This window comes from Phenylobacterium sp. (genome assembly GCF_031425575.1).
Taxonomy (GTDB): Bacteria; Pseudomonadota; Alphaproteobacteria; order Caulobacterales; family Caulobacteraceae; genus Phenylobacterium.
This window is the reverse complement of record NZ_JANPJP010000317.1, coordinates 1-23372: the sequence shown is the minus strand read 5'-3', so window position 1 is coordinate 23372 and position 23372 is coordinate 1. Positions and strand designations below refer to the sequence as shown.

Genomic DNA, 23372 nt, shown 5'->3' with positions numbered 1-23372 from the left:
GGGCGGAGGAGGCGGGGGCGGGGGAGGCGGCGGGGGCGGGGGCGGCGGGGGCGGCGGGGGCGGCGGCGGCGAAGCGAAGGAGTAACGCAGGCCGAGGGTCACCGACTGGTCGCGGTATTCGCCGGAGAACACGCCGGGTTGCAGAGCGTTCGAACCGGTCGACGCGAAGTCGAGGTCCGAACCGCCGAGCCAACGATAGGTCAGGTCGACGTCGAGGTTGTCGGTCGCCTGCCAGGCCAGACCGGCGATCAGTTGATAGGCGAGAGCCGTATCGTCGTCATCGATGGTGAGGTTCTGGATCGCGGGGTTCGCGGCGGTGATCGCACCGGTCACGTTGGAGAATTGACCCACCGCGTCGAGCTTGACGTGGTTGATGCCGACGCCGGCGCCGACGAACGGATTGATGACCGAGCCGGGCATGAAGTCATAAATGACGTTGCCCATGACGGTCCACGAGGTCATTTCGCCGGTGGGGGCGCCGCAAGTCGGAGCCGCCACGGTGCGCAGGACGCCGGGGGTGCAGAGACCCAGGATGGCGTTGCTGGCGGGACCACGGATGGATTCGATGTCGCCGGGGCGATAGCCGCCTTCGAGTTCAACGCGCCAGTGATCGTTCAGCTGATAGCCGAGACGAGCGAAGCCAGCCCAGCTTTCTTCCTGGTTGAAGTCCCAGGAATAGGGTTGGCCGTTCGCCGCGTTGTTCGAAGACTGACCGTCGAGACCGTCAGCGCTGTGGTAGCCAAGATCGATGGCGCCGTACCAGCCTTCTTGCGCGGATGCACCGGACGCGGCGAACACCGCAGCCAGGGCGGCTCCCGCCAGGAGTTTGAATTTCATATCAGAGCCCTCTCATTGCCCTCTGCTGCGGCCTTATGACCCAGCACCTTTATAACAAGGCCGAAGCGCGGCGAAAGTGTCGCCGAAGCCACACCAACCACCAATCTGCCCGACCCGCGAACTAGACACCAGGACGCTACACAATAAACCCCTAAGCGATCAACTTAGAGACGGAGGGCAGAGCCCTCCATCGAACCACTCTGGCGCTCCTGGCGGGCGTCGAAGTGTCGAATTCTGACATCGAACTGTTGCCGGCTGATTCTAGACGGCCGCCGCTGGCGCCCGTCGGCCAACGCCGAGTTCCACGATAATCTTGTAAAGCGGTCTGATAGTCGCATGTCCGCAGCGACGGTGAAACAGCAGGTGTTTCGGCCGAACCGTAGGCTCCAAACGACATTCCTTGCCCCTATCCACTGGTGCGCCCCTACCGCACCGACCCCAGAACGTCGGTCCCCATGATTGGTTCCCGACAAATTTTCAGAGGCGTTTCGGTGGTGAAGATGGGGCGTCTGTGTCTCTTTCAAGTCATAGTGTGGCGCATATAGCTCGAGTTGCACAATTAGTTCGCCTAGCCGTGGAATATGCCGGCGGCGAGGCCGCCGAACCCATGCCCGGTCAGAGTTCGATGTTGCGGCGGTACCGCCGGATGCGGCCGCCCAGGGCCTCGGGGCGGTTGAGAGACTTGCGGAATTCATCGCGGCGCTCGTGGATCGAGGCGATGATCAGGCCCATGGGCACTCCGATCTCCACGAGCACAGCCTCCGAAAGCTGGAGCGACGCCTCGACCGTTTCGGGAACGGCGTCGGTGGCGCCCAGCTCATAGAGCCGCTGAGCGTGGCGAGCATCACGCGCCCGGGCGACAATGGTCAGATCTGGGCGCATCTGGCGCGCCGTGGCGACGATGGCCTCGGCGCCTTCGGGCGCATCCATGGTCACCACCAGGGAAGGCGCTGTCTCCAGGCCACACCGCTTCAGGAATTCGGGCCGCGAGGCGTCACCGAAGAAGATCGATTCACCGGCGTGGCGGGCCGCCTCCACCAGGCGTGGGTCACGCTCGGCGGCGACCCAGGGTATGTCGTGGCGATTGAGCATCTCGCCGACCAGGCGTCCGACCCGGCCATAGCCCACCACCAGGACCCTAGGCTTTACACCCTCGCCCATGGCGGCCGGCTCCAGCGATAGCCCTTCCCCCTGAGCCTTGCGTCCGCCCAGCTTGAGACCAAGGGCGGCCAGCATCGGAATGCACATCATCGACAGCGTCGAGGACACCAGCACGGTCTGGCCAATGGTCCGGTCGACGAGCCCATCCCCCATGGCGGCCGCGAGGATGACGAAGGCGAACTCGCCGCCGCCCGCCAGAAGCAGGCCGGCCTCGATCGCAGGAGGCGACTTCAGGCCGAAAAGGCGAGCCAGTCCGTACACCACCGAGGCGTTGAGAATGATCAGACCGATGGCCATCCCCAGCACCAGCAGCGGCTTAGCCGCCAGGATGGAAAGGTCGAGACCGATTCCCACAGAGACGAAGAACAGGCCCAGCAGCAGGCCCTTGAACGGCTCGATGGTCACCTCGACCTCATGGCGGTACTCGGTCTCGGCCAGCAGCAGGCCGGCGATGAAGGCGCCCAAGGCCATGGACAGGCCGGTGAGCGCGCTCACCAGCCCCGCCCCGATCACCACCAGCAGACACGCGGCCATGAAGAGCTCTTCACTCTTGGCGCGGGCCACCGACTTGAGCATCGGCCGCAACAGCAGCCGCCCAAACACCACCAGCCCCAGGATTCCCAGGAGCGCGGGGGCGAAGGCCAACAGAATCTTGGGTGAAAAGGCCTGGTCGCCACTGCTGCGGCCTAGGATCGCCAGGGTAATCAGGATCGGCGCCACCACCAGGTCCTGGAAGAGGAGGACAGAGAAGGTGGCGCGGCCGGCGGTAGAGTGCTGGCGCTTCTGTTCGGTGAGGATCGGCATCACCACCGCCGTGGAGGACAGCGCCAGGGCCGCGCCGATGGCGACAGCGGCCACGGGATCGACGCCGAAGGTGATGGCGACGCCGGCGATGGCGGCGATGCAAAGCCCCACCTGCAGGGCGCCCATGCCGAACACGAACCGCCGCATCAGGCGCAGCCGTTCCCAGGACAGCTCCAGGCCGATCATGAACAGCAGGAAGACCACGCCGAACTCGGCGAGCTGAGCCACCTCTTCGGGATTGTCGATGGTGAAGTAACCCACCCAGGAAAAGGTCTCGCTGAGCGCGCCGAGGCCGAACGGGCCGAGCACAACGCCCGCGCCGAGGAAGCCAAGGATGGGGCTGATCCGCCAGCGGCGGAACAGAGGCACGATCACGCCGGCGGTGGCGAGAAACAGAATGACGTCCTTGTATTCGCCGGGTGAGACGTGGCCTTCCATGCGTTCTCCTCGTGGATGCGGGCACTATGCCCGGTGGGAAGGGGCTTGCGAAACCCGCTTTCGGAGCCGTATGACCGCCGCCATGGAAGTCAGGGCGCATCGGGGCAGGTCGAGGGGGCGTACGCCGCTCGCCGTTCTGTTTGCGGTCGCCGCCCTGCTGATTCAGGCCCTGCTGCCGGCTGCGTCTCTGGCCGCCGAATCGTTCGGCTCCGTCCGCATTGAGGTCTGCACCCCGGAAGGGGCCACCACCTTGGTCCTCGACCGGGATGGCAAGGCGCAGAAGGGCTTCGCCGGCCTTCCGTGCAGCGACTGCCTGGCCGCCACCGTGGCCGTCACCATCACGTCGGCGCTTTCGGTCGTTCCGATCGCCTACTCGGCCGAGCGAATCGTTCAGGCGCCGACCGTGGAGGTCGTGCTTCGCGGCGCCCGGGCTCTGCCGCGCCCCTTCGGCCAAGGACCTCCAACCCAGAACCTCTGACATCCGCATCCCGCGCCGGATCCGTCCGCGCGGGTCCTGACGTCTTTGATTCTGGAAAATTCACATGCATTCGCTTTCACGCGCGCCCCTGCGCGTCCTGCTGCTCAGCGCCAGCGCCCTGGTCTGGCGCGGCGCCCTGCCCGCCGACGAGTTCGCCGTGCTCACCAAGCTGCCGACCGGGCCCGGCGTCCTCTACTTCCCCACCGTCCAGACCTGCGGCGCCGAGGAGTCCCAGTGGACGGGGATTCCCGACCCCGGAGGGACCCGCCTGAGCAACCCCGCGCCGGCGCTTCGCGTCCTGCCGAAACCCATCAGCACTGATATAGAGTAGCCCCATGCGCATCCTGATCCTCGGCCTCGCCGCCGTCCTTTCCGTCACCGCCGCCCAGGCCGCCACCTACCGTCTCGGCGGGCTCGAAGTCGGCCAACCCTGGAGCCGACCCTCCGCCGCCGGCGCCAACGGCGCGGGCTATATGACCGTGACCAACCGAGGGGGAACCCCGGACACCCTGGTCGCCGTCGAAAGCCCCTCCGCCCGAAAGGTGGAGATGCATCGCACCACCACGGATGGTGGGGTCATGAAGATGCAGCGCCTGGACAGCGTCCTGCTGCCTCCCGGCAAGGCCATCACCTTCGCTCCGGCCGGCTATCACGTCATGCTGATCGGCCTGACCAAGGCCCAGAAGACCGGCGACGCCGTCCCCGCCACCCTGGTCTTCAAGAGCGGCGCCCGGCTCAAGGTCGAGTTCGCGGTGGGCGCAGGACCAACGGGCGGCGCCGCGGCCACAGGCGCCAAGGCCATGGAGCATATGAACCACTAAAACGACCGTTCGGTCGGCGTTGACAGCAGCGCCGACCGACCGTTTATGCGCCCCATATTTTATGTATGGAGGATTGCCCGTGGAGGTTTGGAATTACGCCAACCTGTGGGAGTCGGTGGCCCAGGCCACCCCCGAACGCCCCGCTCTCATTCATGGTGACCGCGTCGTCAGATGGCGCGACTTCGATCGCCGCGCCAATGCGCTGGCCCAGCACTTCATGGATGCGGGGCTGACCCATCAGTCCAAGGTAGCGGCCTATCTCTACAACGCGCCGGAATACATCGAGACCTATTTCGCGGCCTTCAAGGGCGGCTTCGCCCCCTTCAACACCAACTACCGGTATGGCGGCGACGAGCTGACCTACCTGTTCGACAACGCCGACGCCGAGGCCGTGGTCTTCCACGCCTCCTTCGCCGAGATGGCCGACAAGGTGCGCGCCAACCTGCCGAAGGTGAAGACCTGGGTGGCGGTGGCCGAGCCCGGCCATCCGGTCCCCGCCTGGGCCGCCGACTACGACGCCATCGTGGCCAAGGGCTCCCACCGGGTCGAGGGCCCCTGGGGCCGCTCGGCCGACGACCTGCTGCTGATGTACACCGGCGGCACCACCGGCATGCCCAAGGGCGTGATGTGGCGCCAGGAGGACCTGTTCAAGGGTCTGGGCGGCGGCGCCAACCTGCTTCTGGGCCTGCCCCCCATGGAGCGGGTGGCCGAGGCCGGCGAGCGCGCCAAGGCGGTGGAAGCCTCCGGCGAACAGCCGATCACCATTCCGGTCGCCCCGCTGATGCACGCCACGGGTCAGTTCATCGGCTTTGGCCAGCTGATCGCGGGCGGCGCCATCGCCACCCTGCCCTCGCGCAAGTTCAACCCCGCTGAGCTGTTCGACGAGGTCGAACGCCTGGGGGTTTCAGGCCTGATCATCGTGGGCCCAGCCTTCGCCGCCCCGATGCTGGAAACCCTGGACGCCAATCCGGGCAGGTGGACCATGGCCAGCCTGAAGCGGATTATCTCGTCGGGCGCCATGTGGGGCGCCGAGAACAAGCAGGGCCTTCTGAAGCACCTGCCCAACATCATGCTGATGGACAGCCTGGGCTCTTCCGAAGCCCTGGGCCTGGCGTCGTCGGTGTCCGGCGGCGGGGCCGCGGCCGGCACGGCGAAGTTCACCACCGGCCCCAACGCCGCGGTCTTCACCGAGGAGGGCGAGCGCGTCCAGCCGGGGTCGGGCGTGCGCGGCCTGGTGGCGGTCGGCGGCTTCACGCCGAGCGGCTACTACAAGGACCCGGAGAAGTCGGCCAAGACCTTCCGCACCTTCGAGGGCAAGCGCTGGAGCGTGCCTGGCGACTGGGCCACCATCGAGGAGGACGGCTCCATCACCCTGCTGGGCCGCGGCTCCCAGGTGATCAACACCGGTGGCGAGAAGGTCTTCCCCGAGGAAGTCGAGGAAGCCCTCAAGCGCTTCCCCGGGGTCCGTGACGCCGCCGTGGTGGGCGTGCCCGACCCGCGCTTCGGCGAGCGCATCTGCGCCATCGTCGAAACCGTCGGCGGCGCCACGCCGTCCCTGGCCGAGCTGGCCGCCCACGTGAAGGGCCTGCTGGCTGACTACAAGGCCCCCCGCGAGCTGGTCCTGGCCCCGGTCAACCGGGCCCCGAACGGCAAGCTGGACTACAAGACCCTGAAGGCCTTGGCCGTGGACAAGCTGGGTGCGACAGCCTGAAGTGGACACCGGTTCAGGCGCCCGTCGCGCCCTCACCAGGAAGCGAACCGCCCTTGGCGGTTCGTCCGCCAAGGTTTGAACGTAACTAAAATGTAACGAGCCACGGAGGGCGCGACCGGGTCATGGTCGCGCCCAAATCCCTATCCGAGGCTTTGAAAAACCCGATGAAGACCTATTGGCTCGCCGCTTGCGCGGCGTCCGCCCTGGCGCTTGGCGCCCTCCCGGCGCTGGCCGCCGACGACCTGGCGAAGGCGCCCCGCCTGGGCCCTTGGGGCTTCGACGCCGCCGGCCGCGACCTGACCGTCAAGCCGGGCGACGACTTCTTCCTCTACGCCAATGGCGTGTCGCAGCAGAAGCTGGTGATCCCCGCCGACCGCTCGCGCTATGGCGCCTTCGACGTGTTGAACGAACTGTCCGTCAATCGCATGCGTGCGGTGCTGGAGAAGGCGTCGGCCGACAAGGCCGCGACCGGCGACGAGGCCCGCATCGGGGTCATGTATCGCAGCTTCATGGACGAGGCGGCGGTCAACGCCCTCGGCGCTAAACCGATGGCTGCCGACCTCGCGGAAATCCGCGCCTCCAGGAACCTGAGCGATGTGGCCCGGGTGATGGGTGAGAGCCAGATGAAGTTCGGCGGCTCGGTATTCGGGGCCTATCCCGGAGACGACGCCAAGGATCCCGACCACTATGTCATCACCCTGATCCAGGGGGGTCTCGGCCTGCCCGATCGCGACTACTACCTGGACGAAAAGTTCGCGGTGCAGAAGGCCGCCTACGAGGTCTATGTCGCCAAGCTGCTGACCCTGTCAGGCTGGGCAGACCCCGCGGGCGCGGCCAAGGCCATCGTCGCCATGGAGACCGAGATCGCCAAGGTCTCCTGGACCCGGGCCGAACGCCGCGACGACGACAAGACCTACAACCTCTTCACCGTGAAGGAGCTGGCCAACTTCGCGCCGGGCTTTGACTGGACCGCCTTCATGGCCGGCGCCGGCCTCGGCAAGGTGAGCAAGGTGGTGGTCGCCGAGAATACCGCCTTCCCGAAGATCGCCACCATCTACGCCAAGACGCCGATCGAAACGCTCAAGGCGTGGCAGACCTTCCACCTGGCCGACCAGGCCGCGCCCTATCTCTCCAAGGACTTCGACCAAGCCCACTACGAGTTCCGCAGCAAGACTCTGTCAGGCCAGCCGGTCCAGGCCGAGCGCTGGAAGCGCGGCGTCACCCTGGTGGACAACCAGATCGGTGAGGCCCTGGGCAAGCTCTATGTCGAAGCCTACTTCCCGGCCGACAGCAAGGCCAAGATGGACCTTCTGGTGGCCGACGTGAAGGCCGCCATGAAGGGCCGGATCGAGAAGCTCACCTGGATGAGCGCGCCCACTAAGGCCAAGGCCCTGGAGAAGCTCTCGAAGTTCAGCGTGATGATCGCCTATCCCGAGACCTGGCGGGACTATTCGGCGCTGCAGCTGAAGGAGGGCGACCTCTACGGCAACGTCGAGCGCGCCAACGCCTTCGAGTGGCGCCGGACGGTGAACCGGCTCGACCAGAAGGTGGACAAGAAGGAGTGGGGCATGACGCCCCCCACCATCAACGCCTACTATTCGCCCACCAAGAATGGCATCGTCTTCCCGGCCGCCATCCTGCAGCCGCCGTTCTTCGATCCCGACGGCGATCCGGCCATCAACTACGGCGCGATCGGCGGGGTGATCGGCCACGAAATCACCCACGGCTTCGATGACCAGGGCCGCAAGTCCGATGGCGATGGCCGGCTCACGGATTGGTGGACCACGGAGGACGCCGCCAAGTTCGACGCCCAGGCCAAGCTCTTCGGCGCCCAGTACGCCGCGGTCGAGGTCCTCCCGGGGGCCTACATTAATCCTGAACTGACCATGGGAGAGAATATTGCCGACCTGGGCGGCCTGCTGCTGGGCCTGGACGCTTATCACATCTCGCTGAAGGGCAAGCCCGCCCCGGTGATCGACGGCCTGACCGGCGACCAGCGGGTCCTGCTTGGCTGGGCCCAGGTCTGGCGGTCGAAGTCCCGCGACGACCGCACCCGCCAGCGTCTGGTCTCCGACCCCCACGCGCCCGAACAGTACAGGGTCAACATCCCGGTGCGGAACATCGACGCCTTCTACGAGGCCTTCGGCGTCAAGCCTGGTGAGAAGATGTACGTGGCGCCGGAGAAGCGTGTCCGGATCTGGTGAAGACACGAGCTAGCGGAGCCGGGGAAATCCGGCTCCGCTCTTTTGACGTTAGAGTCAAAAATTGTCTCCGGCAAAAATTTGGCCCGCTGCGGGGGATAATCGCAACGGGCCTTATTTTGAGCCGAAGCTCTTATTAAGCGGGCGTTTCCTCCCCGAAACGCCGGAGACTGTCGAACTAGTGTCGCCATGTCTCTCGCAGGACCGAGAAAAGGGCAATTTCTCGCCCGAGTCAATGCGCTCGAACCTCACCTATGGCCGAATCTGGCCAGATTTTCGCAACCAGGCGGATTCAACCGAGGCGCGGCGTAACTTTTGACTCTTGCGTCAATTTTTAACTCGCTTAGCGAGCGCCTCGAACGGTGCACAACTTGTTTCGAAGACGAAGTCAGGTCGTGACGCGGTGACCGGACCGCGCCCTTTCGCGGTCAGCAGAAGTGAGATCGCCGCGATGCGGTCCACAGGCGCCAGCACGCCGTTCGGACGGCGTGTCGCGCCGGCGGCCACCAGATCACCGATCAAGTCCTCGTCGCCCTCGCTGTCTGGCCAGACCAGGGTCGCACTGTCATGGGCCGTGGCGCGCGACTCGATCACCCGCAGCAGGCGCTCGGCGACCGACAGTTGGCTGTCGGACCAGGTCGCCCGCAGCGACGCCGCGAGTTGGGCCTGGCTCTTCAGGATCACACCGTCGCCGAGGATCTTCAGGCCATTGGCCACCAGGGTCCCGCCCGTGGTGGTGATGTCGACGATCAGCTCGGCGGCTCCCGCGGCCGGAGCGCCCTCGGTCGCCCCGCTGGATTCGGTGATGCGGTAGTCGGCCACGCCGTGGCGGGCGAAATAGGCCCGGGTCTGCACCAGGTACTTGGTGGCGACCCGCATGCGCCGTCCGGTGCGGGCCAGCACATCGTGCGCCACCTCCTCCAGGTCGGCCATGCTGTCGACGTCCAGCCAGCTCTTGGGCACGGCCACCACCAAGTCGGCGCGGCCGAACCCGAGGGCCCGCAGCAGCAGGGCGCGGCTGTCGAGGTCACCGCCGCGTTCGCGCAGCAGGTCCTCACCGGTGACGCCCAGGTGAACCTCGCCGCTATCGAGGGCCTCGGCGATGTCGCCGGCCGACAGCAGACGGACCTGGGCGCCGGCCAAGCCCTTGATCTCGGCCATGTAACCGCGGGCGCCGCCGGTGACCGACAGCTTCAGCCCGCAGTCGGCCAGCCATTCCTCGACCTGTTCCTTCAGGCGACCCTTGGAGGGGACTGCGATGATCAGGGGGTCGCTCATGCCTCGCCTCCCACAAAGGCCCGCCAGGGTCGGACCATGCAGCCCACGGCGCGGCCGTTCGCCGGACCGTCCAAGCGTGCGGGCAGGCCGTCATACCGTCCGCCCACGGCCACGGGGCGATCGGCCCCAAGGGCTGTGGATCGGACCTCGAAGGTCAGACCGTCATAATATTCGAAGGCGTGGCCTAGGGTTGTGGCCATCAGCATGGCGCTCTCAGGCGCCCCGGCCTTGGTCAGTAGAGCCAGACGCTGCTCCCACTGGGCAAGGGCCACGCTCAGGGCCTCGCCCTTGGCGCCCGGAATGGCGCGGATTGCGGAGAGCGCCTTGGCGGGCGTGTCGGAAATGCTGAGGAAGCGAGCCAGGCTTTGCGCCTGGTCGACACTCAGGGCGGGGGCCCGCGCGGCCTCGGCGCGTCGGATCAGGCGCTGGGCGATCTCCGCGGGGCCCCGGCCGCCGACGGGCTCGATGCCCGCCAAAGCCCAGACCTCTTCCAACAGGACGGCGGCTTCGTCCGGCGAGCGGCCCGCCAGCAGGTCGGCAAGTGCGCCGCCCTCGACCGGCTTGGCGTCCCCACCCACGCGGGACAGCTCCGCCTGCAGCAGGCGGGGCCGGGAGGCGGCGCGCTTGAGCCGGGCCGCCAGCGACGGCGCAAGGTCAAGTCCGTCCACGAAGGCCGCGAACAGGCCGATATCCCCCAGCCACAGCAACAGGTCGTCCCGCCCGCCCGCGACAGCGGACTTCCAGGCGAGGGCGGCGATCTCCGCGTCGGCCTCCAGGATCGGGGCGCCGTTGGCGTCAAACCGCTCCAGGCCGATCTGCACGAATTCCTCGGCGCGGTCGGCATGCTCGGGCGAGGCGCGGAAGGCCTTGCCCTCATAGTAGTAGCGGCCCGAGGTGGCTCCACTCTCCAAGTGCATCCGCGTGACCGGCACCGTGAAGTCGGGCCGCAGGCAGGTCTCCTGGCCGCCCTCGGCCTGGACCACGAACAGGCGCGCGCGCATGGCCTCACCCGCCAGTTCCAGCAGCAGGCCCAGGGGCTGCAGGATTGGCGCGTCGACGATGGCGGCGCCCTCGCTCAGCGGCGCCCTGAGGTTGGCCAGGACGTCGGCGGGAACCCGTGGTTCGGCCCTCATTTCGTAGCATCCAGGATGCGGCGCAGGGCGGGGATCAGCTCGGCGCGCGGGATGGTCTGCTGCCCCGGCCGTTGCTCGCGCCACGCGGCGTTCTCGGTGACGCCGGCCGACAGCTCGCGGCCCAGGTCCAGGTCCTTGATGGTCACCGTGCCGGCCGCAATCTCGTCGCCGCCCAGCATGATGGCGGCCGGCGACATCCGCCGGTCGGCGTACTTCATCTGCGGCCGCATGCCCGAGCCGCCCAGATAGACCTCGGCGGCGATGCCGGCCGCGCGAAGTTCGCCCACCACGCCATAATAGGCGGCCATGTCGTCGGCGCTGAAGGCGATCACCACCACCGGGCCGCGCGCCTGCCCGCCCAGGTCCCGTCCCGCCGCGCGCAGGGCCGAGGCCAGGCGTGAGACCCCGAAGGAGAAGCCCGTGGCCGGGGTGCGTTCCCCGGTAAAGCGGGCCACCAGGTCGTCATAGCGTCCGCCGCCGCCCACCGAGCCGAACCGCACCGGCGCGCCGTGCTCATCCTTGGTGGCCAGCAGCAGCTCGGCCTCGAAGACCGGGCCTGTATAGTATTCCAGGCCGCGCACGATGGACGGGTCGAACATCGCCCGGTCCGGCGAGACCCCCATGCCGATCAGCGCCTTGTCGATCCGCGACAGCTCCTCCAGCCCCTCGTCGCCCTCCGGCGAGCCGCCGATCACGTTGGCGATGCGGTCCAGGGTTTCCGATCGCCCGTCCGCCCCAGCGGCGGTGAAGGCCAGCACCGCCTCGGCGGCGGCCGCGTTCAGGCCCGCCCCCTTGGTGAAGGCGCCTGACTCGTCCTTGCGGCCCTCCCCCAGCAACAGGCGCACGCCCTCGGGACCCAGGCGATCCAGCTTGTCGACAGCGCGCAGCACCGCCAGCTTCTGGCCCTCGGTCGTGACGCCGGCCCTGGCCAGCAGGCCGTTCAGGAGCTTGCGGTTGTTGATCTTGATGACATAGGCGCCGGCCGGCAGGCCCGCCGCCGACAGGCCGTCGGCGGCCATGGCGATGATCTCGGCGTCGGCCTCGGGCCGGCTTGAGCCCACGGTGTCGGCGTCGCACTGGGTGAATTCGCGAAAGCGGCCGGGGCCGGGCTTTTCATTGCGCCAGACCGTGCCGAAGGCGTAGCGCCGGAAGGGCTTGGGCAGGGTCTCCCAGTTCTGGGCCACGAACCGGGCCAGCGGCGCGGTCAGGTCGTAGCGCAGGGCCATCCACTGCTCGTCGTCGTCCTGCAGGGCGAAGACGCCTTCATTAGGACGGTCTGCGTCGGGCAGGAACTTGCCCAGGGCGTCGGCATATTCCAGGGCCCCGGTGTCGAAGGCCTCAAAGCCGTAGCGTTCGTAGACCTCCGAGACCTTGGTCAGGATCTGGCGTTCGGCGGTGAGATCGCGCGCGCGGCGGTCGTTGAAGCCGCGCGGCGCGCGGGCTTCCGGACGTGTCGGGTCATTCGTCATGGCGCGCGCTTAAGCGATGGCGGCGCGCGCGGCAAGGCGCGGGCGCAGGCGTTGGGGATTGGGAGCGGAGAATTCCATCGTCTGTATCCCTGAAAGCGTGGGGGTCGACGGATGGGGTGGCGATCTGCGCTGAGCCCCATCCGCGTCTGCGGGGGGCTCGAAAGCCGGGGAGTTTAGGCCAAACGCCCCCGACCGAGCCCGCCGTGGCGGGTCGAATGGTGGTGGCCGTGATGGTGCGCGGTCGTGGACATGCGGGCGGGGCTATAGCGCGGCGCCCGTACACTGGCGAGTCCCATAATCACAGCGCCCCGGCCGCCAGGGCGGCCACGACCACATCATGAACGGGCCGAAATGGCCGCCCGCATGGGCGGCTAGCCGATGACACCGGTCCCACCGGTGGCGGCGATCACCTGGCCCTGGATGAACTCGGCCTCCGGACCCAACAGGAACTCCACCAGGGCGGCGTAGTCGGAATCCCGGCTCTCGCGGCCGGAGGGATTGGTGCGCGCGGCGCGGTCCACCGCGGCCTGGGCGGCGGTCCTCGCTGCCCAGCATGGCCGCCACCGAGGTGGTGTGCACCAGGCCCGGCGCCACGCCGTTGATCCGCACACCGCGTGGCGCCAGCTCAGCCACCAGGTAGCGGACGATGGCCTCGGCCAGGGCCTTGCCGACGCCCAGCGCGCCATAGTTGGGGCTGGGAATGCGCGAGCCCATGCTGGTGATGAACACCACGCTCGATCCCCGGCCCAGCAGGCCCTGGGCGGCATGGACAAGGTACAGCAGCGACAGACCGTTGGTCTCCACCGCCTGGCGGAATTTGGCCAGGTCCGCCCCCAGCAGGGTGGTGGGATAGATCATCGCCGCCGCGTGGACGATATGGTTCAGACCGTGCCCCTGGCGCTCGATCTGCGCCATCAGGGCCGCCGCACCTTCCGGGCTGCCGACCTCGCACCGCACGGTCTCCACCGCCGCGCCCAGGGCGGTGATCTCGGCATGGGCGGCGGCGGCGGCCGCCTCGTCGCTGTGATAGGCCAGGACAACCCGGCCATGGATTGGCGCCAGCCGCCGGGCGATGGCCAGGCCAATGCCCTTGGTCCCGCCGGTGATGAGGACGGTCACGAGGGTTTCGCCATCCCGCTGAGATCTGGCGTCTTGTAGTCCATGCCCGCCAGGGCCGGGCTGGCGGCGGCGGCGTCGAAGGCGCTCATCAGGCCTGCGAACCGCGCCTGCACGAAGGGCCGCATGTCGGGGTGGGTGAAAATGTAGCGCTCGCCCGCCTGCACCGCCTCCAACACCCGGCGACCGACCCGTTCCGGATCGATACCGTTGTCCACCAGCGAGGCGGCCGCCACCGGGCTGTCCACCGGACCGCCGAATTGCGCCTGGCGGGTGCGGCCCGACTGGTTGATCTTGGTCTTCACGAAGCCGGGACAGAGCACGGAGACATTGATGCCCTCCGGCGCCAGCTGGCCCGCCCAGCCCTCCGACATCGCCACCACCGCGAACTTGGTGGCGCTGTAGGGCTCCATGCCTGGCGGCGAGATCATCCCGGCCATGGACGCAGTGTTGACGAACGTCCCGCCCTCGCCGTGCGCGCGGATCAGCGGCAGGAAGGTTTCCATGCCATAGACGACCCCCATCAGGTTCACCGCCAGGATCCACTCCCAGTCGGCATGGCGCACCTGGTCGATCGGGCCGCCCGCCCCGACGCCGGCGTTGTTGCAGACCACGTGCACCTTGCCGAAGGTCTCGATGGTCTTGGCCGCGGCGGCCTCCACCGCATTGCGCACCGCCACGTCGCAGAGCACACCGCTGGCCCGGATCTGGCGCTCCTCCAATTCCTTCACGGCGGCGGCCAGGGGCGCCTCCTCGATGTCGGCCAGCATGACATTCATGCCCGCCTCGCCGAACGCATGGGCCATGGCCAGGCCCAGGCCGCTGGCCCCGCCGGTGATGAAGGCGGTCTTGCCGGTCAGGTCACGCATGGGATTTCCTTCGTAGCTATTTCAGCCGCGCCACGAGGGCGGCGGTAGAGGGATCATGAATACCGGGGGCGCCGCCATGCAGTTCGGCGAGGATCTTGGTGGCCAGGCTCTTGCCCAGTTCCACCCCCCACTGGTCGAAGCTGTTGACGCCCCAGAGCACGCCCTCGACGAAGACCTTGTGCTCATGCAGGGCGATGAGAGCGCCCAAGGCCTCAGGGGTCAGCGCCTCCATCAGGATGAAGCTGGAGGGCCGGTCGCCGGGGAAGGTGCGCTGTGGGGCAAGGACGTCCATCTCGGCGGGCGTCATCCCCTTGGCGGCGAGTTCCTCGCGCACCTCGGCCTCGCTGCGGCCGGTCATCAGGGCCTGGGCCTGGGCGATCACATTGGCCAGCAGGATGGTGTGGTTGGCCGGCTCACCCTCCCCCGCCCGGGCCACGGCCACAAAGTCGACGGGAATCACGTCGGTCCCCTGGTGCAGCATCTGGAAGAAGGCGTGCTGGCCGTTGGTGCCGGCGTCGCCGAACACCGAAGCCGCCGTGGCGTGCGCTACGGGCTGGCCGTGCTGGTCCACCCGCTTGCCGTTGGACTCCATCTCCAGCTGCTGCAGGAAGCTGGGGAACAGCCGCAGCCGGGCGGCATACGGGATCACCGCCCGCAGGGGCCGGTCCAGGCCGTCGCGGTTGAAAATGTGGGCGAGCGCCAGCAGCACCGGCGCGTTCTGGAGCAGCGGCGTATGGCGGAAGTGGTGGTCCATCTCCGCTGCGCCGTCGAGCAACCGCTGGAAGACGTCGTAACCCAGGGCGATGGCGCAGGAGAGACCCACCGCCGACCAGATGGAATAGCGTCCCCCCACCCAGTCCCAGAAGCCGAACACCTGGTCGGCCGGAACCCCGAAGGCCTGGGCGACGGTCGGCGCGGCGGAGACCGCCACCAGATGTGCGTCCGACGCCTGCCCCAGGGCCGCCCGCAGCCAGGCGCGGACCACCTCGGCGTTGGCCAGGGTCTCCTGGGTGGTGAAGGTCTTGGAGACGACGACGACAAGCGTCTCGGCCGGATCGAGGTCGGCTAGGGCGAGCGCTGCCTCCGAGGGATCCACATTGGCCGCGAAGCGCAGCTCGATCCCCGGGTTCAAGGGCCGCAGGGCTTCCCAGACCAGCCGGGGGCCAAGATCGGACCCGCCGATGCCGATGTGGACGATGGCTTTGAAGGGCCTGCCGGTCGCGCCGCTCTTGGCGCCCGAGCGCACAGCCTCGCTGAAGGCGCGCATCGCGTTGCGGGTGGCTTCCACATCGCGCGACACCGGCACGCCGTCAGCCTTGAACTCCGCGCCGTCTGGCGCGCGCAAGGCCATGTGCAGGGCCGCGCGATGCTCGGAGCTGTTGACCGGCTCTCCAGCCCAGAGCCGGTTGCGGGCCGCCTCCACGTCGCAGACCTTCGCCAGGGTGAGCGCGGTGTCGAAGTCCCCCAGCGACCACGGCTGCTTGGACAGGTCGATCCGCAGGCCGGCCGCCTCCACCACTAGCTTGTCCAGCCGATCCGGCTCGATGGCGAACAGGCCGGAGATGGGGTCACGGGCGGCGACAGCCGCGTTCTTCAGGTTCTTCCAGGCGGACTCTGGCGTGGTCATCAAGGCTTACCTTCGGGCGCGCGGTAGGACCGCGTTTACCATGTTCGGGCTATCTGAAGCCCCTTCGCGTCTGTCTTAGTTCGCGCAACGAGGATCGTCATGTCCTGCGACGCCGCCGCTTCCCTGGCCTTCCTGTGGCTAGCCTCCACCAGCCCTGTGTCGTCCGGCCCCGCGCTGGCCGCGCCCCCTGCGGCGGTGGCCCAGGAGCAGCTGTTCGCCGACATCGTCAGGCGGGCGGGCGCCCTCAAGAATCAGATCGACGGGGTCCGCGCCGGCCAGGCCCTGCCCTCGGACTTCAAGACCAGGATCGGTGAACTGGCCGCCCTGGACATGCAGGGTCACCTGCTGCTGGCGCAGCGGGGCACGGACGGCGACCTGAAGTGCATCCTGCGCGGCATCTCCCAGGACCTGCCGCTGAAGCTCGAAGCCATGGCGGCCGCCGCCACGCCCAAGGACCGGGACCTAGCCCTGCGCGACATGGCCTACCTGCTGAACGACAATGTCGAGGTCATCACCGCGCCCCCGACCGCGCCGGTCTAGGAAGACCGAGCCTTGTCCAAGGCCTTGGCCACCATGGCCGGGGTCAGGAACTGGGGCAGGATGACCGGATCGGGGCTCTTCACGCCATAGACCAGGTAGAGCGGCACCCCGGCTCGGCCGTGGCGCGCCAGTTCGGCGGCGATGACCGCGTCCTTCCGGGTCCAATCCGCCTTCAGATAGACCGCCCCGGTGCGGGTGAAGGCCTCGGCGGCCTCCGCCGTGGCGAAGGCGACCTTCTCGTTGACCTGGCAGGTGACGCACCAGGCGGCGGTGAAGTTGACGAACACCGGCTTGCCCAGGGCGCGAGCTTCAGCAACAGCCTCGGGACTGTAGACGGCCTCGGGGATCGCGCCCGCCATCGGCGTCGTGTCCGCTGAGGCCGGCGCGCCATAGGCCGGGACCAGCACCAGGACGAAGGCGCCGATCGCCAGGACCGCGCCCACGGCCGCCAGGGCCAGGGGCTTTCCACCCGTCGCCTGCCGCCGCTGAGCAAGTCCCAGGACCCAGGCCGCCAGGGCCAGGACCACCGCGGCCGCAAGGACCCGGGCCAGGCCCATCTCACCGGCCTGGACGGTCAGGACCCACACCAGCCAGGCCGCGGTCCCGTACATCGGGAAGGCCATCAGCTTCTTGAAGGTCTCCATCCAGGGACCCGGCTTAGGCAGCTTCGCCAGCAGGCCGGGCGCGAAGGCCGCTACGGTGAAGGGCGCCGCGAAACCGAGGCCCAGGCCCAGGAAGACCGCCAGGGCCACGGGCGCGCTCTGAGTCAGGGCCCAGCCGAGGGCCGGGCCCATGAAGGGCGCCGTGCAGGGCGCCGCCACCACAACGGCGAGCGCCCCGGTGAAGAAGGCGCCGGCCAGGCCCTGCCGGGAGGCCAGGCCCGTGCCGACGCCCTGCAGCGAGGTTCCGACCTCGAACAGGCCCGACAGGTTCAGCGCCACCGCCAGCATCAGCAAGGCGAGGCCCGCGACGACCACGGGCGATTGCAGCTGGAAGCCCCAACCCACGGCCGAGCCGCCTGCGCGGACGGCGATCAAAACACCGGCCAGCGCCAGGAAGGTGGCCAGCACGCCCGCCAGGAAGGCCAGGCCCTGGGCGCGGGCGGCCGACCGCTCATGGGCGTGACCGGCCAGGGAGGTCGCCTTCATGGCCAGGATCGGGAAGACGCAGGGCATGAGGTTCAGCACCAGCCCGCCCAACAGAGCGTAGACAAAGGCCAGGGCCAGGCCGAGCCCCTCGCCGGAGATCGGCGCCGCCTTGGCCGGCGGCGGGCCAAGGCCTGAGGTTCCGGCCGGCGGCGGGCCTTCGGCGGCGGTGAGTTCATAGGCCTTGCCGCCCACGCTCAGGACCCCATCCAGGGCGTCCGGCGGCGTCCCCTGGGTGAAGTCGTAGCCCGGGCTCAGGGCCAGGGTCAGCCCCTCGGGGCCCCGCTCTAGGGCCTGGGGCTTGGCGTGGTCAATGACCGTGGACTTGAAGGGGTAGAAGTAGGCGTCGTCCGCGCCCTTGAGCACCGCCCCAGCGACGGCCAGCTTAAGCGCGCCGTCGCCCTTGATGAAGGTCGCCGTCAGGCCGGCCGGCTTGGGCGCGGCGTCCAGGGCCTTGGTGATGGGGCCGGCCCACCTGGCGTCCGGCTGCGGGGCCGCGGCCACGACGGGGAGGTCCAGGGTGAGGACCGCATCCTCCGGCACGCAGATGTCGGCGCAGACCAGGAAGGCGACGGCGGCCTTCAGGGTGATGGTGTCGCCCGGCCTGGCCGATGTCGGCGCCGTCACGGCGACGGGCAGCAGCACCTCGCCCTGATAGCCGTAGTTCATCAGCGGACCGGTGGGCTGGCGTGACGGCGTCGCCCAGACGAATTCGCCGGCGGTCCAGCCGGCCGGCAGGGTCCAGTTGATCCGAGTCGCGTCGCCGGAATCGCCGGAGTTGCGCCAGTAGGTGTGCCAGCCCTTCTGGATCTCTTGGCGCAGGGCGACCTGGACGGTTCCGCCAGGCGTGACCCCCTGGTCGCGCGCCACCAGCTCGGCCTCGATATGACCGGTCTGCACCGGAGCGGCCATGACCGGGAGGGCGAAGGCGGCCGCCAGGGTCAGGGCGGCCAGGGCTCTGCCCACGAAACGCGTCATGCCGTTGTCCCAATCCCCATGCCCAGGCCGCTATATGGGCCGCCAATGCCGATCCGCAAAGCGCTCGACTTGTCACGGGGGCGCTCCATCATCGACGAATCAGTTCGGTTCGAACCCCAGGAGAGTTACGTGCCCGCCCCCTTCGACGAGATCGAGATCGGTCAGGTGGTCTATCTCGGCGAGGTGCGGGTCGACGCCCGCGCGCTGGAGGCCTTCATCGCCGCCTTCGCCCCGGGCTGGCCCGCCGAGCGCGGCGCGCCCGACGCCATGGTCTTCGCCATCTGGACACGGCTGGACTCGGCCTCGGTGGTCAACTGGCCGCAGACCAAGCGCCTGGGGGTCGACGCCCTGCGCTGGGCCCGCAATCCCCCCGCCGGCGAGACCCTGCGGGGCCGCATGACGGTGATGGGCAAGGACCCGGTCGGCGACGGCAAGGGCATCATCATCGCCCAGCACGACCTTCTGGATGAGGCCGGGCGTCTGGTGTTTTCCTGCCTGACCCGCAGCGTCTTCGCTCGCTGAATCAAGAACGGCGGGCCCCGGGGGACCCGCCGTCTTGGAAACCGGACTGACCCCCAGGGTCAGGCGTTGGCGGCCTGCGGCTGCTGCGAGGCGCGGAACATCGCCAGGGCGATGAGCCGATCCCAGCCCACCAGGGACACCAGGTGGGCGTAGATCTGGCCCAGCGCGCCATTGTCGCGCAGCTCCGCCAGCTTTTCCGGCGACAGCTTGGCCAGCTTCTCTTCCGAGACGCCGAAGTACTCGGCGATCTTCTGGGGCTCGCCCGCCGTCCCGTCGGCGTTGACCGGGGTATGCATGGCGGTCTTCAGATCGAAGAGATCATTGTCCTTCAGGATCTGGATGAAGCTCTGCGTCCTCTGCCGCTCGACCTCGTAGTCGTTGCAGAAGGTGATGCAGTTCTGGGTGTACTCGGTGGGTTCGCCCTTCTCGTCGAAGAAGGCCATGTCGCCGCCCTCCACGATGAACTCGGCGGCGCGGTCGATGCAGAGCACCATCTGCTGGGCCTTGTCGTCGGCGGCGAAGACAAAGGGGTAGCGTCGGATATAGGCCGGCACATAAACGCCGGATTCAAAGACCCCGTTCTGGACAAACATGTTGTCGCCGGCGTTCAGGCCCATGACGGCCAGCGGCATCTTCTCCTCGCCGACGAAGATGATCGGGCCCGAGACGGCCGCGAGCGGGAATTCGGTGACGGTGAGCGGCACCGCGTGGCCGGCCTTGGCGAAGCCGAAGGGCCCGTCCATGCGCTTGACGCCGAGAGTCTTGTGATGGTCGGAGGTCAGGGGTTCCGGCTTCGAATAGAACAGAACGTTGCCGGTGATCTGGCCGCCCATGCCGGGCTGAGTGTCGGTCGCCATGAAATGCCTTCGATAATCCTGGGCGCGAAAGAAAGGTGCGAGGGGGGTTTAGAGCGCCCGTCTTCGCAGGGTCCGCGCTTCTACCCGATCAAGGGAGGAGCCGCAAATGCGCTCGCTCGCCGCTTGCTTCACCGTGGCCGAACCGCTTCAATCCGCCGATAGCAAACGGACCGCATAGCGGAGGAAATATTTTCAATGGCGATCTTTTATCCCGACATTCTTGAACAGAAGACGGCGGCGCGCGAATTCACCTATCGCGACAAGGACGTGATGCTCTACGCGCTCGGCGTCGGCATGGGGCAGGACCCCATGAACGAGGACGAGCTGGCCTACGTCTATGAGCGCAATCTGAAGGTCATCCCGACGGCCGCCACGGTGCTGGCCTCGAACATGCGCTCGGCCGGCGGCCCCGCGCCGGTGATGCCCGAGGGCCATCGCCAGAGCCAGATCAACTTCCTGATGGTCGTCCACGGCGAGCAGAAGGTCGAGCTGCACAAGCCCCTGCCCACCACCGGCACCTTCACCGCCGAGGGCCACACGGTCGGCGCCTATGACAAGGGTGAGGGCAAGGGCGCCGTCATCATCAACGAGACCGTCTGGAAGGACGACAAGGGCGAGAAGGTGGCCACCCTCACCGGCTCCACCTTCGCCCGCGGCGACGGCGGCTTCGGCGGTCCCTCGGAAGGCGCCCCGGAGCCCCACGTGGTCCCGACCCGCAAGGCCGACCTGTCGGTGGACTTCACCACCCGTGAGGACCAGGCCCTGCTGTACCGCCTGAACGGCGACCGCAACCCCCTGCACTCCGACCCGGAATCGGCCCGCCGCTCGGGCTTCCAGCGTCCGATCCTGCACGGGCTGTGCACCTACGGCATCACCTGCCGCGCGGTGCTGCAGGCCATCACCGGCTTTGACCCCGACCAGATCCTCAGCCACCAGGCCCGGTTCTCGGCGCCGGTCATTCCGGGCGACACCATCACGGTGGACCTCTGGAAGGACGGGCGGAACATCTCCTTCGAGGCGCGCGTCAAGGAACGCGGCGCCACGGTGATCAAGAACGGCCTGACCGTCCTGCGCGCCTAGTCCAACCCTCCGCGGAGCGGTTCCCCAGGCCGGGGAACCGCTCCTAAGATGGCCCCTGACAACATGTTGGCCGTCGCGGATGGACCAAACCCCGCATTTGACGGGGGTATGGCCGCGGGGTCCTTACAGCCTAACGGTTTGCGGGCCTGAGGGCAGGCCGACATTGGCCGACATGTGGCCGTCGCGGTGTCGTCAGACGGGGCGCGGACCCACCAGCCCGCCGTAGAGATCGGTGCGGCGGTCGCGGAAAAAGCCCCAGGCGGCGCGGTGCGTGGCCAGGAAGTCCAGGTCGAAGCTGGCCGCCACGATCCCCTCCTCGTCGCCCAGGGCCGAGACCAGGTCGCCGCGATGATCGGCGATGAAGGACGCGCCGTAGAAGGCCTGGCCGCCGTTCGGATAGTCAGCCCAGGGCTCGAAGCCGATGCGGTTGGCGCCCACCACCGGAATGACGTTGGAGACCGCGTGGCCCTGCATGGCGCGGCGCCAGGGGGCGGCGGTGTCGAGGGTCGCGTCGTGGGGCTCAGACCCGATGGCGGTGGGATAGAGCAGCACCTCGGCGCCCATCAGGGTCATGGCCCGCGCCGCCTCGGGATACCACTGGTCCCAGCAGATGCCGACGCCGACCTTGCCGAACTTCGTGTCCCAGACCCGGAAACCGGTGTCACCTGGGCGGAAGTAGTACTTCTCCTGATAGCCCGGACCGTCGGGAATGTGGCTCTTGCGATAGACCCCCATCAGGGCGCCGTCGGCGTCCACCATGACCAGGGAATTGAAGTAGTGCGGCCCCTCGCGCTCGAAAATGGAGATCGGCAGGACGACCCCCAGCTCGGCGGCCAGCGGCGCAAGCGCGGTGACGCAGGGGTGCTCGCGCCACGGATGGGCGTCGGCGAACCAGCGCTCCTCCTGGGTGACGCAGAAATAGGGGCCCTGGAACAGCTCCGACGGCAGGATCACCTGGGCGCCGGCCGCCGCGGCCTGGCGGATCAGGCCTTCCGTCTTCTTGATGTTGGCCGCGAGGTCCATCCCGTAGGAGGTCTGCAGGGCGGCGACGCTCATCGTGCGGGCCATCAGGCGGGCTCCTGCTGGGTGATGCAGTGGAAGGATCCACCGCCGGTGAGGATGGCGTCCGACGGCAGGCCGATGATTTCGCGGCCCGGGAAGACCGTCGCGAGCGCCTCCATGGCCAGCTCGGCGGCGCGCGGGTCGCCGTCATAGGTGGGCATGATCACCGCCCCATTGGCGATGATGAAGTTCATGTGGCTGGCCGGCGCGGCGCCGCCCTCGTGGCTTTCGATCCAGCCCGGCGAGGGGATGCGCACCACCTTCAGGGCCCGGCCTTCCGCGTCGGTCATGGCCGCCAGGTCGCGCGCGCAGGCGTCATAGGCATAGACATTGACGTCGCCCCGGCCCCAGGCGACCGGACAGACCACCACGCCCGGCGCGACGAAGCGGGCCAGGTTGTCGACGTGGCCGTCGGTGTGGTCGTTGGCCAGTCCGTCGCCGAGCCAGAGGATCTTGCGCGCGCCCAGGGACGCGGCGAGCTCGGCCTCGGCGGCCTCCTTGGTCCAGCCCAGGTTGCGGTTGGGATTGAGCAGGCACTGGCCGGTGGTGAGGATCGTGCCCTCGCCGTCATGGTCGAGGGATCCCCCCTCCATGATGATTTCCTGCTGCACCAGGGGTGTCGCGGCGGCCGAGGCGATCTGGCCGGCCACGGTGTCGTCGCCCTCCATCTCGTACTTGCCGCCCCAGCCGTTGAAGCGGAAGGCGCGGGCCTCGTCGCCGTTCGGACCCTTGGCGAAGATCGGGCCGGTGTCGCGCAGCCAGATGTCGCCGAACACGCCCGGGACAATCTCGATGCCGGCCACGTCGCCGAGCAGGGCGCGGGCAGCAGCCTCGCCCTGCGGCGAGCCGGTCATCAGGCGCACGCGTTCTCTGCCGGGACCGGCAAGCGCCTTGGCGAGGGCGGCGACCTGGGCCTGGGCCAGGTTGAGGTCTTCCGCCCACAGCTCCGCATGGCTGGGAAAGCCCAGCCACATCGCCCTGTGAGGCGCCCACTCGGCGGGAACGAGAACGGTCATCGGCGGCCCTTGTATCTTGGAGCCGCGAAATGGGCGGCGCGGCGGGCACCGTCAAGCGGGCCCTTGCAGCCCCCCCCCCGGGGGTTGCGGGCGCCAACCCCCTGAGGGGGACTTTGACCCTTGTTTTGGGTTCGAAGCGGTCAACTACGTTGATCCCCCTCCGTCTCGTCGCTCCGCTCCGATCCACCTCCCCCACATCGCGCTGCGCGCTGGGGGAGGATCTGGAACG

The 23372-nt window shown here is 68.4% G+C and carries 20 protein-coding genes; 8 read left to right on the top strand and 12 right to left on the bottom strand.

The genetic code is table 11. The annotated features are described in order from the left end of the window. Together RMO97_RS17665 and RMO97_RS17660 are read right to left on the bottom strand one after the other, a co-directional pair. Positions 1 to 798: outer membrane beta-barrel protein (locus RMO97_RS17665; RefSeq protein ID WP_310542330.1), on the bottom strand; the 798-nt coding region annotated here is incomplete at its 3' end. Between the two features lie 654 nt (positions 799 to 1452). Continuing rightward, positions 1453 to 3240 (bottom strand): cation:proton antiporter, encoded by a 1788-nt coding sequence (locus RMO97_RS17660; protein WP_310542329.1) that lies wholly within the window; start codon positions 3238 to 3240, stop codon positions 1453 to 1455. 70 nt (positions 3241 to 3310) lie between these two features. On the opposite strand from RMO97_RS17660, the gene RMO97_RS17655 reads away from it, so the two are divergent. From RMO97_RS17655 to RMO97_RS17635, 5 genes are all read left to right on the top strand, one after another. After that, on the top strand, positions 3311 to 3718 hold the full coding sequence (locus RMO97_RS17655) for a DUF2946 domain-containing protein (protein ID WP_310542328.1): 408 nt from the start codon (positions 3311 to 3313) through the stop codon (positions 3716 to 3718). A gap of 64 nt (positions 3719 to 3782) precedes the next feature. Further along, positions 3783 to 4049 (top strand): DUF1775 domain-containing protein, encoded by a 267-nt coding sequence (locus RMO97_RS17650; RefSeq protein WP_310542327.1) that lies wholly within the window; start codon positions 3783 to 3785, stop codon positions 4047 to 4049. A 4-nt stretch (positions 4050 to 4053) separates the two neighbouring features. Further along, positions 4054 to 4539, top strand: coding sequence for a copper chaperone PCu(A)C (locus RMO97_RS17645; protein WP_310542326.1), 486 nt, complete (start codon positions 4054 to 4056; stop codon positions 4537 to 4539). 79 nt (positions 4540 to 4618) lie between these two features. Beyond that, positions 4619 to 6250, top strand: coding sequence for an AMP-binding protein (locus RMO97_RS17640; RefSeq protein WP_310542325.1), 1632 nt, complete (start codon positions 4619 to 4621; stop codon positions 6248 to 6250). Between the two features lie 164 nt (positions 6251 to 6414). Beyond that, on the top strand, positions 6415 to 8454 hold the full coding sequence (locus tag RMO97_RS17635) for a M13-type metalloendopeptidase (protein ID WP_310542324.1): 2040 nt from the start codon (positions 6415 to 6417) through the stop codon (positions 8452 to 8454). Positions 8455 to 8778: 324 nt separating this feature from the next. Here RMO97_RS17635 and hisG read toward each other — a convergent pair whose 3' ends face one another. The 6 genes from hisG to pgi form a co-directional block, all read right to left on the bottom strand. Then, entirely contained in the window at positions 8779 to 9729 is a 951-nt protein-coding gene (gene hisG, locus RMO97_RS17630) for an ATP phosphoribosyltransferase (protein ID WP_310542323.1), read from the bottom strand. Next, a complete protein-coding gene (locus RMO97_RS17625) occupies positions 9726 to 10862 on the bottom strand; it encodes an ATP phosphoribosyltransferase regulatory subunit (protein ID WP_310542322.1) in 1137 nt (378 codons plus the stop codon). The genes hisG and RMO97_RS17625 overlap by 4 nt, the downstream gene beginning before the upstream one ends. Then, on the bottom strand, positions 10859 to 12331 hold the full coding sequence (gene hisS, locus RMO97_RS17620) for a histidine--tRNA ligase (protein ID WP_310542321.1): 1473 nt from the start codon (positions 12329 to 12331) through the stop codon (positions 10859 to 10861). Before hisS ends, RMO97_RS17625 begins: the two co-directional genes overlap by 4 nt. Before the next feature lie 261 nt (positions 12332 to 12592). Then, positions 12593 to 13450 carry an SDR family oxidoreductase gene (locus RMO97_RS17615; protein WP_310542320.1) on the bottom strand — a complete coding sequence of 286 codons (858 nt, stop codon included), beginning with the start codon at positions 13448 to 13450 and terminating at the stop codon, positions 12593 to 12595. Next, positions 13447 to 14316, bottom strand: a complete 870-nt coding sequence (locus tag RMO97_RS17610) for an SDR family NAD(P)-dependent oxidoreductase (protein ID WP_310542319.1) — start codon at positions 14314 to 14316, stop codon at positions 13447 to 13449. Before RMO97_RS17610 ends, RMO97_RS17615 begins: the two co-directional genes overlap by 4 nt. A gap of 16 nt (positions 14317 to 14332) precedes the next feature. Further along, positions 14333 to 15943, bottom strand: coding sequence for a glucose-6-phosphate isomerase (gene pgi / locus RMO97_RS17605; protein WP_310542318.1), 1611 nt, complete (start codon positions 15941 to 15943; stop codon positions 14333 to 14335). A gap of 99 nt (positions 15944 to 16042) precedes the next feature. Here pgi and RMO97_RS17600 point away from each other — a divergent pair, with 99 nt between their 5' ends. Continuing rightward, complete coding sequence (locus RMO97_RS17600) at positions 16043 to 16483, top strand: hypothetical protein (RefSeq protein WP_310542317.1); 441 nt, start codon at positions 16043 to 16045, stop codon at positions 16481 to 16483. Here the strand turns inward: RMO97_RS17600 and RMO97_RS17595 are convergent. After that, the gene (locus tag RMO97_RS17595) at positions 16480 to 18606 is read right to left on the bottom strand and encodes a protein-disulfide reductase DsbD domain-containing protein (protein WP_310542316.1); all 2127 of its coding nucleotides are present in this window, start codon (positions 18604 to 18606) and stop codon (positions 16480 to 16482) included. The genes RMO97_RS17600 and RMO97_RS17595 overlap by 4 nt on opposite strands. 129 nt (positions 18607 to 18735) lie before the next feature. On the opposite strand from RMO97_RS17595, the gene RMO97_RS17590 reads away from it, so the two are divergent. Beyond that, the gene (locus RMO97_RS17590; RefSeq protein ID WP_293496330.1) at positions 18736 to 19128 is read left to right on the top strand and encodes an acyl dehydratase; all 393 of its coding nucleotides are present in this window, start codon (positions 18736 to 18738) and stop codon (positions 19126 to 19128) included. Between the two features lie 59 nt (positions 19129 to 19187). On the opposite strand, the gene RMO97_RS17585 is transcribed toward RMO97_RS17590, so the two are convergent. Continuing rightward, complete coding sequence (locus RMO97_RS17585; RefSeq protein WP_310542315.1) at positions 19188 to 19985, bottom strand: SapC family protein; 798 nt, start codon at positions 19983 to 19985, stop codon at positions 19188 to 19190. 195 nt (positions 19986 to 20180) lie between these two features. On the opposite strand from RMO97_RS17585, the gene RMO97_RS17580 reads away from it, so the two are divergent. Beyond that, a complete protein-coding gene (locus RMO97_RS17580) occupies positions 20181 to 21065 on the top strand; it encodes a MaoC/PaaZ C-terminal domain-containing protein (RefSeq protein ID WP_310542314.1) in 885 nt (294 codons plus the stop codon). Positions 21066 to 21257: 192 nt separating this feature from the next. Here RMO97_RS17580 and aguB read toward each other — a convergent pair whose 3' ends face one another. Both aguB and RMO97_RS17570 read right to left on the bottom strand, forming a co-directional pair. Continuing rightward, entirely contained in the window at positions 21258 to 22133 is an 876-nt protein-coding gene (gene aguB / locus RMO97_RS17575; protein ID WP_310542313.1) for an N-carbamoylputrescine amidase, read from the bottom strand. Then, positions 22133 to 23143 (bottom strand): agmatine deiminase family protein, encoded by a 1011-nt coding sequence (locus tag RMO97_RS17570; protein WP_310542312.1) that lies wholly within the window; start codon positions 23141 to 23143, stop codon positions 22133 to 22135. Before RMO97_RS17570 ends, aguB begins: the two co-directional genes overlap by 1 nt. Positions 23144 to 23372 lie beyond the last annotated feature (229 nt).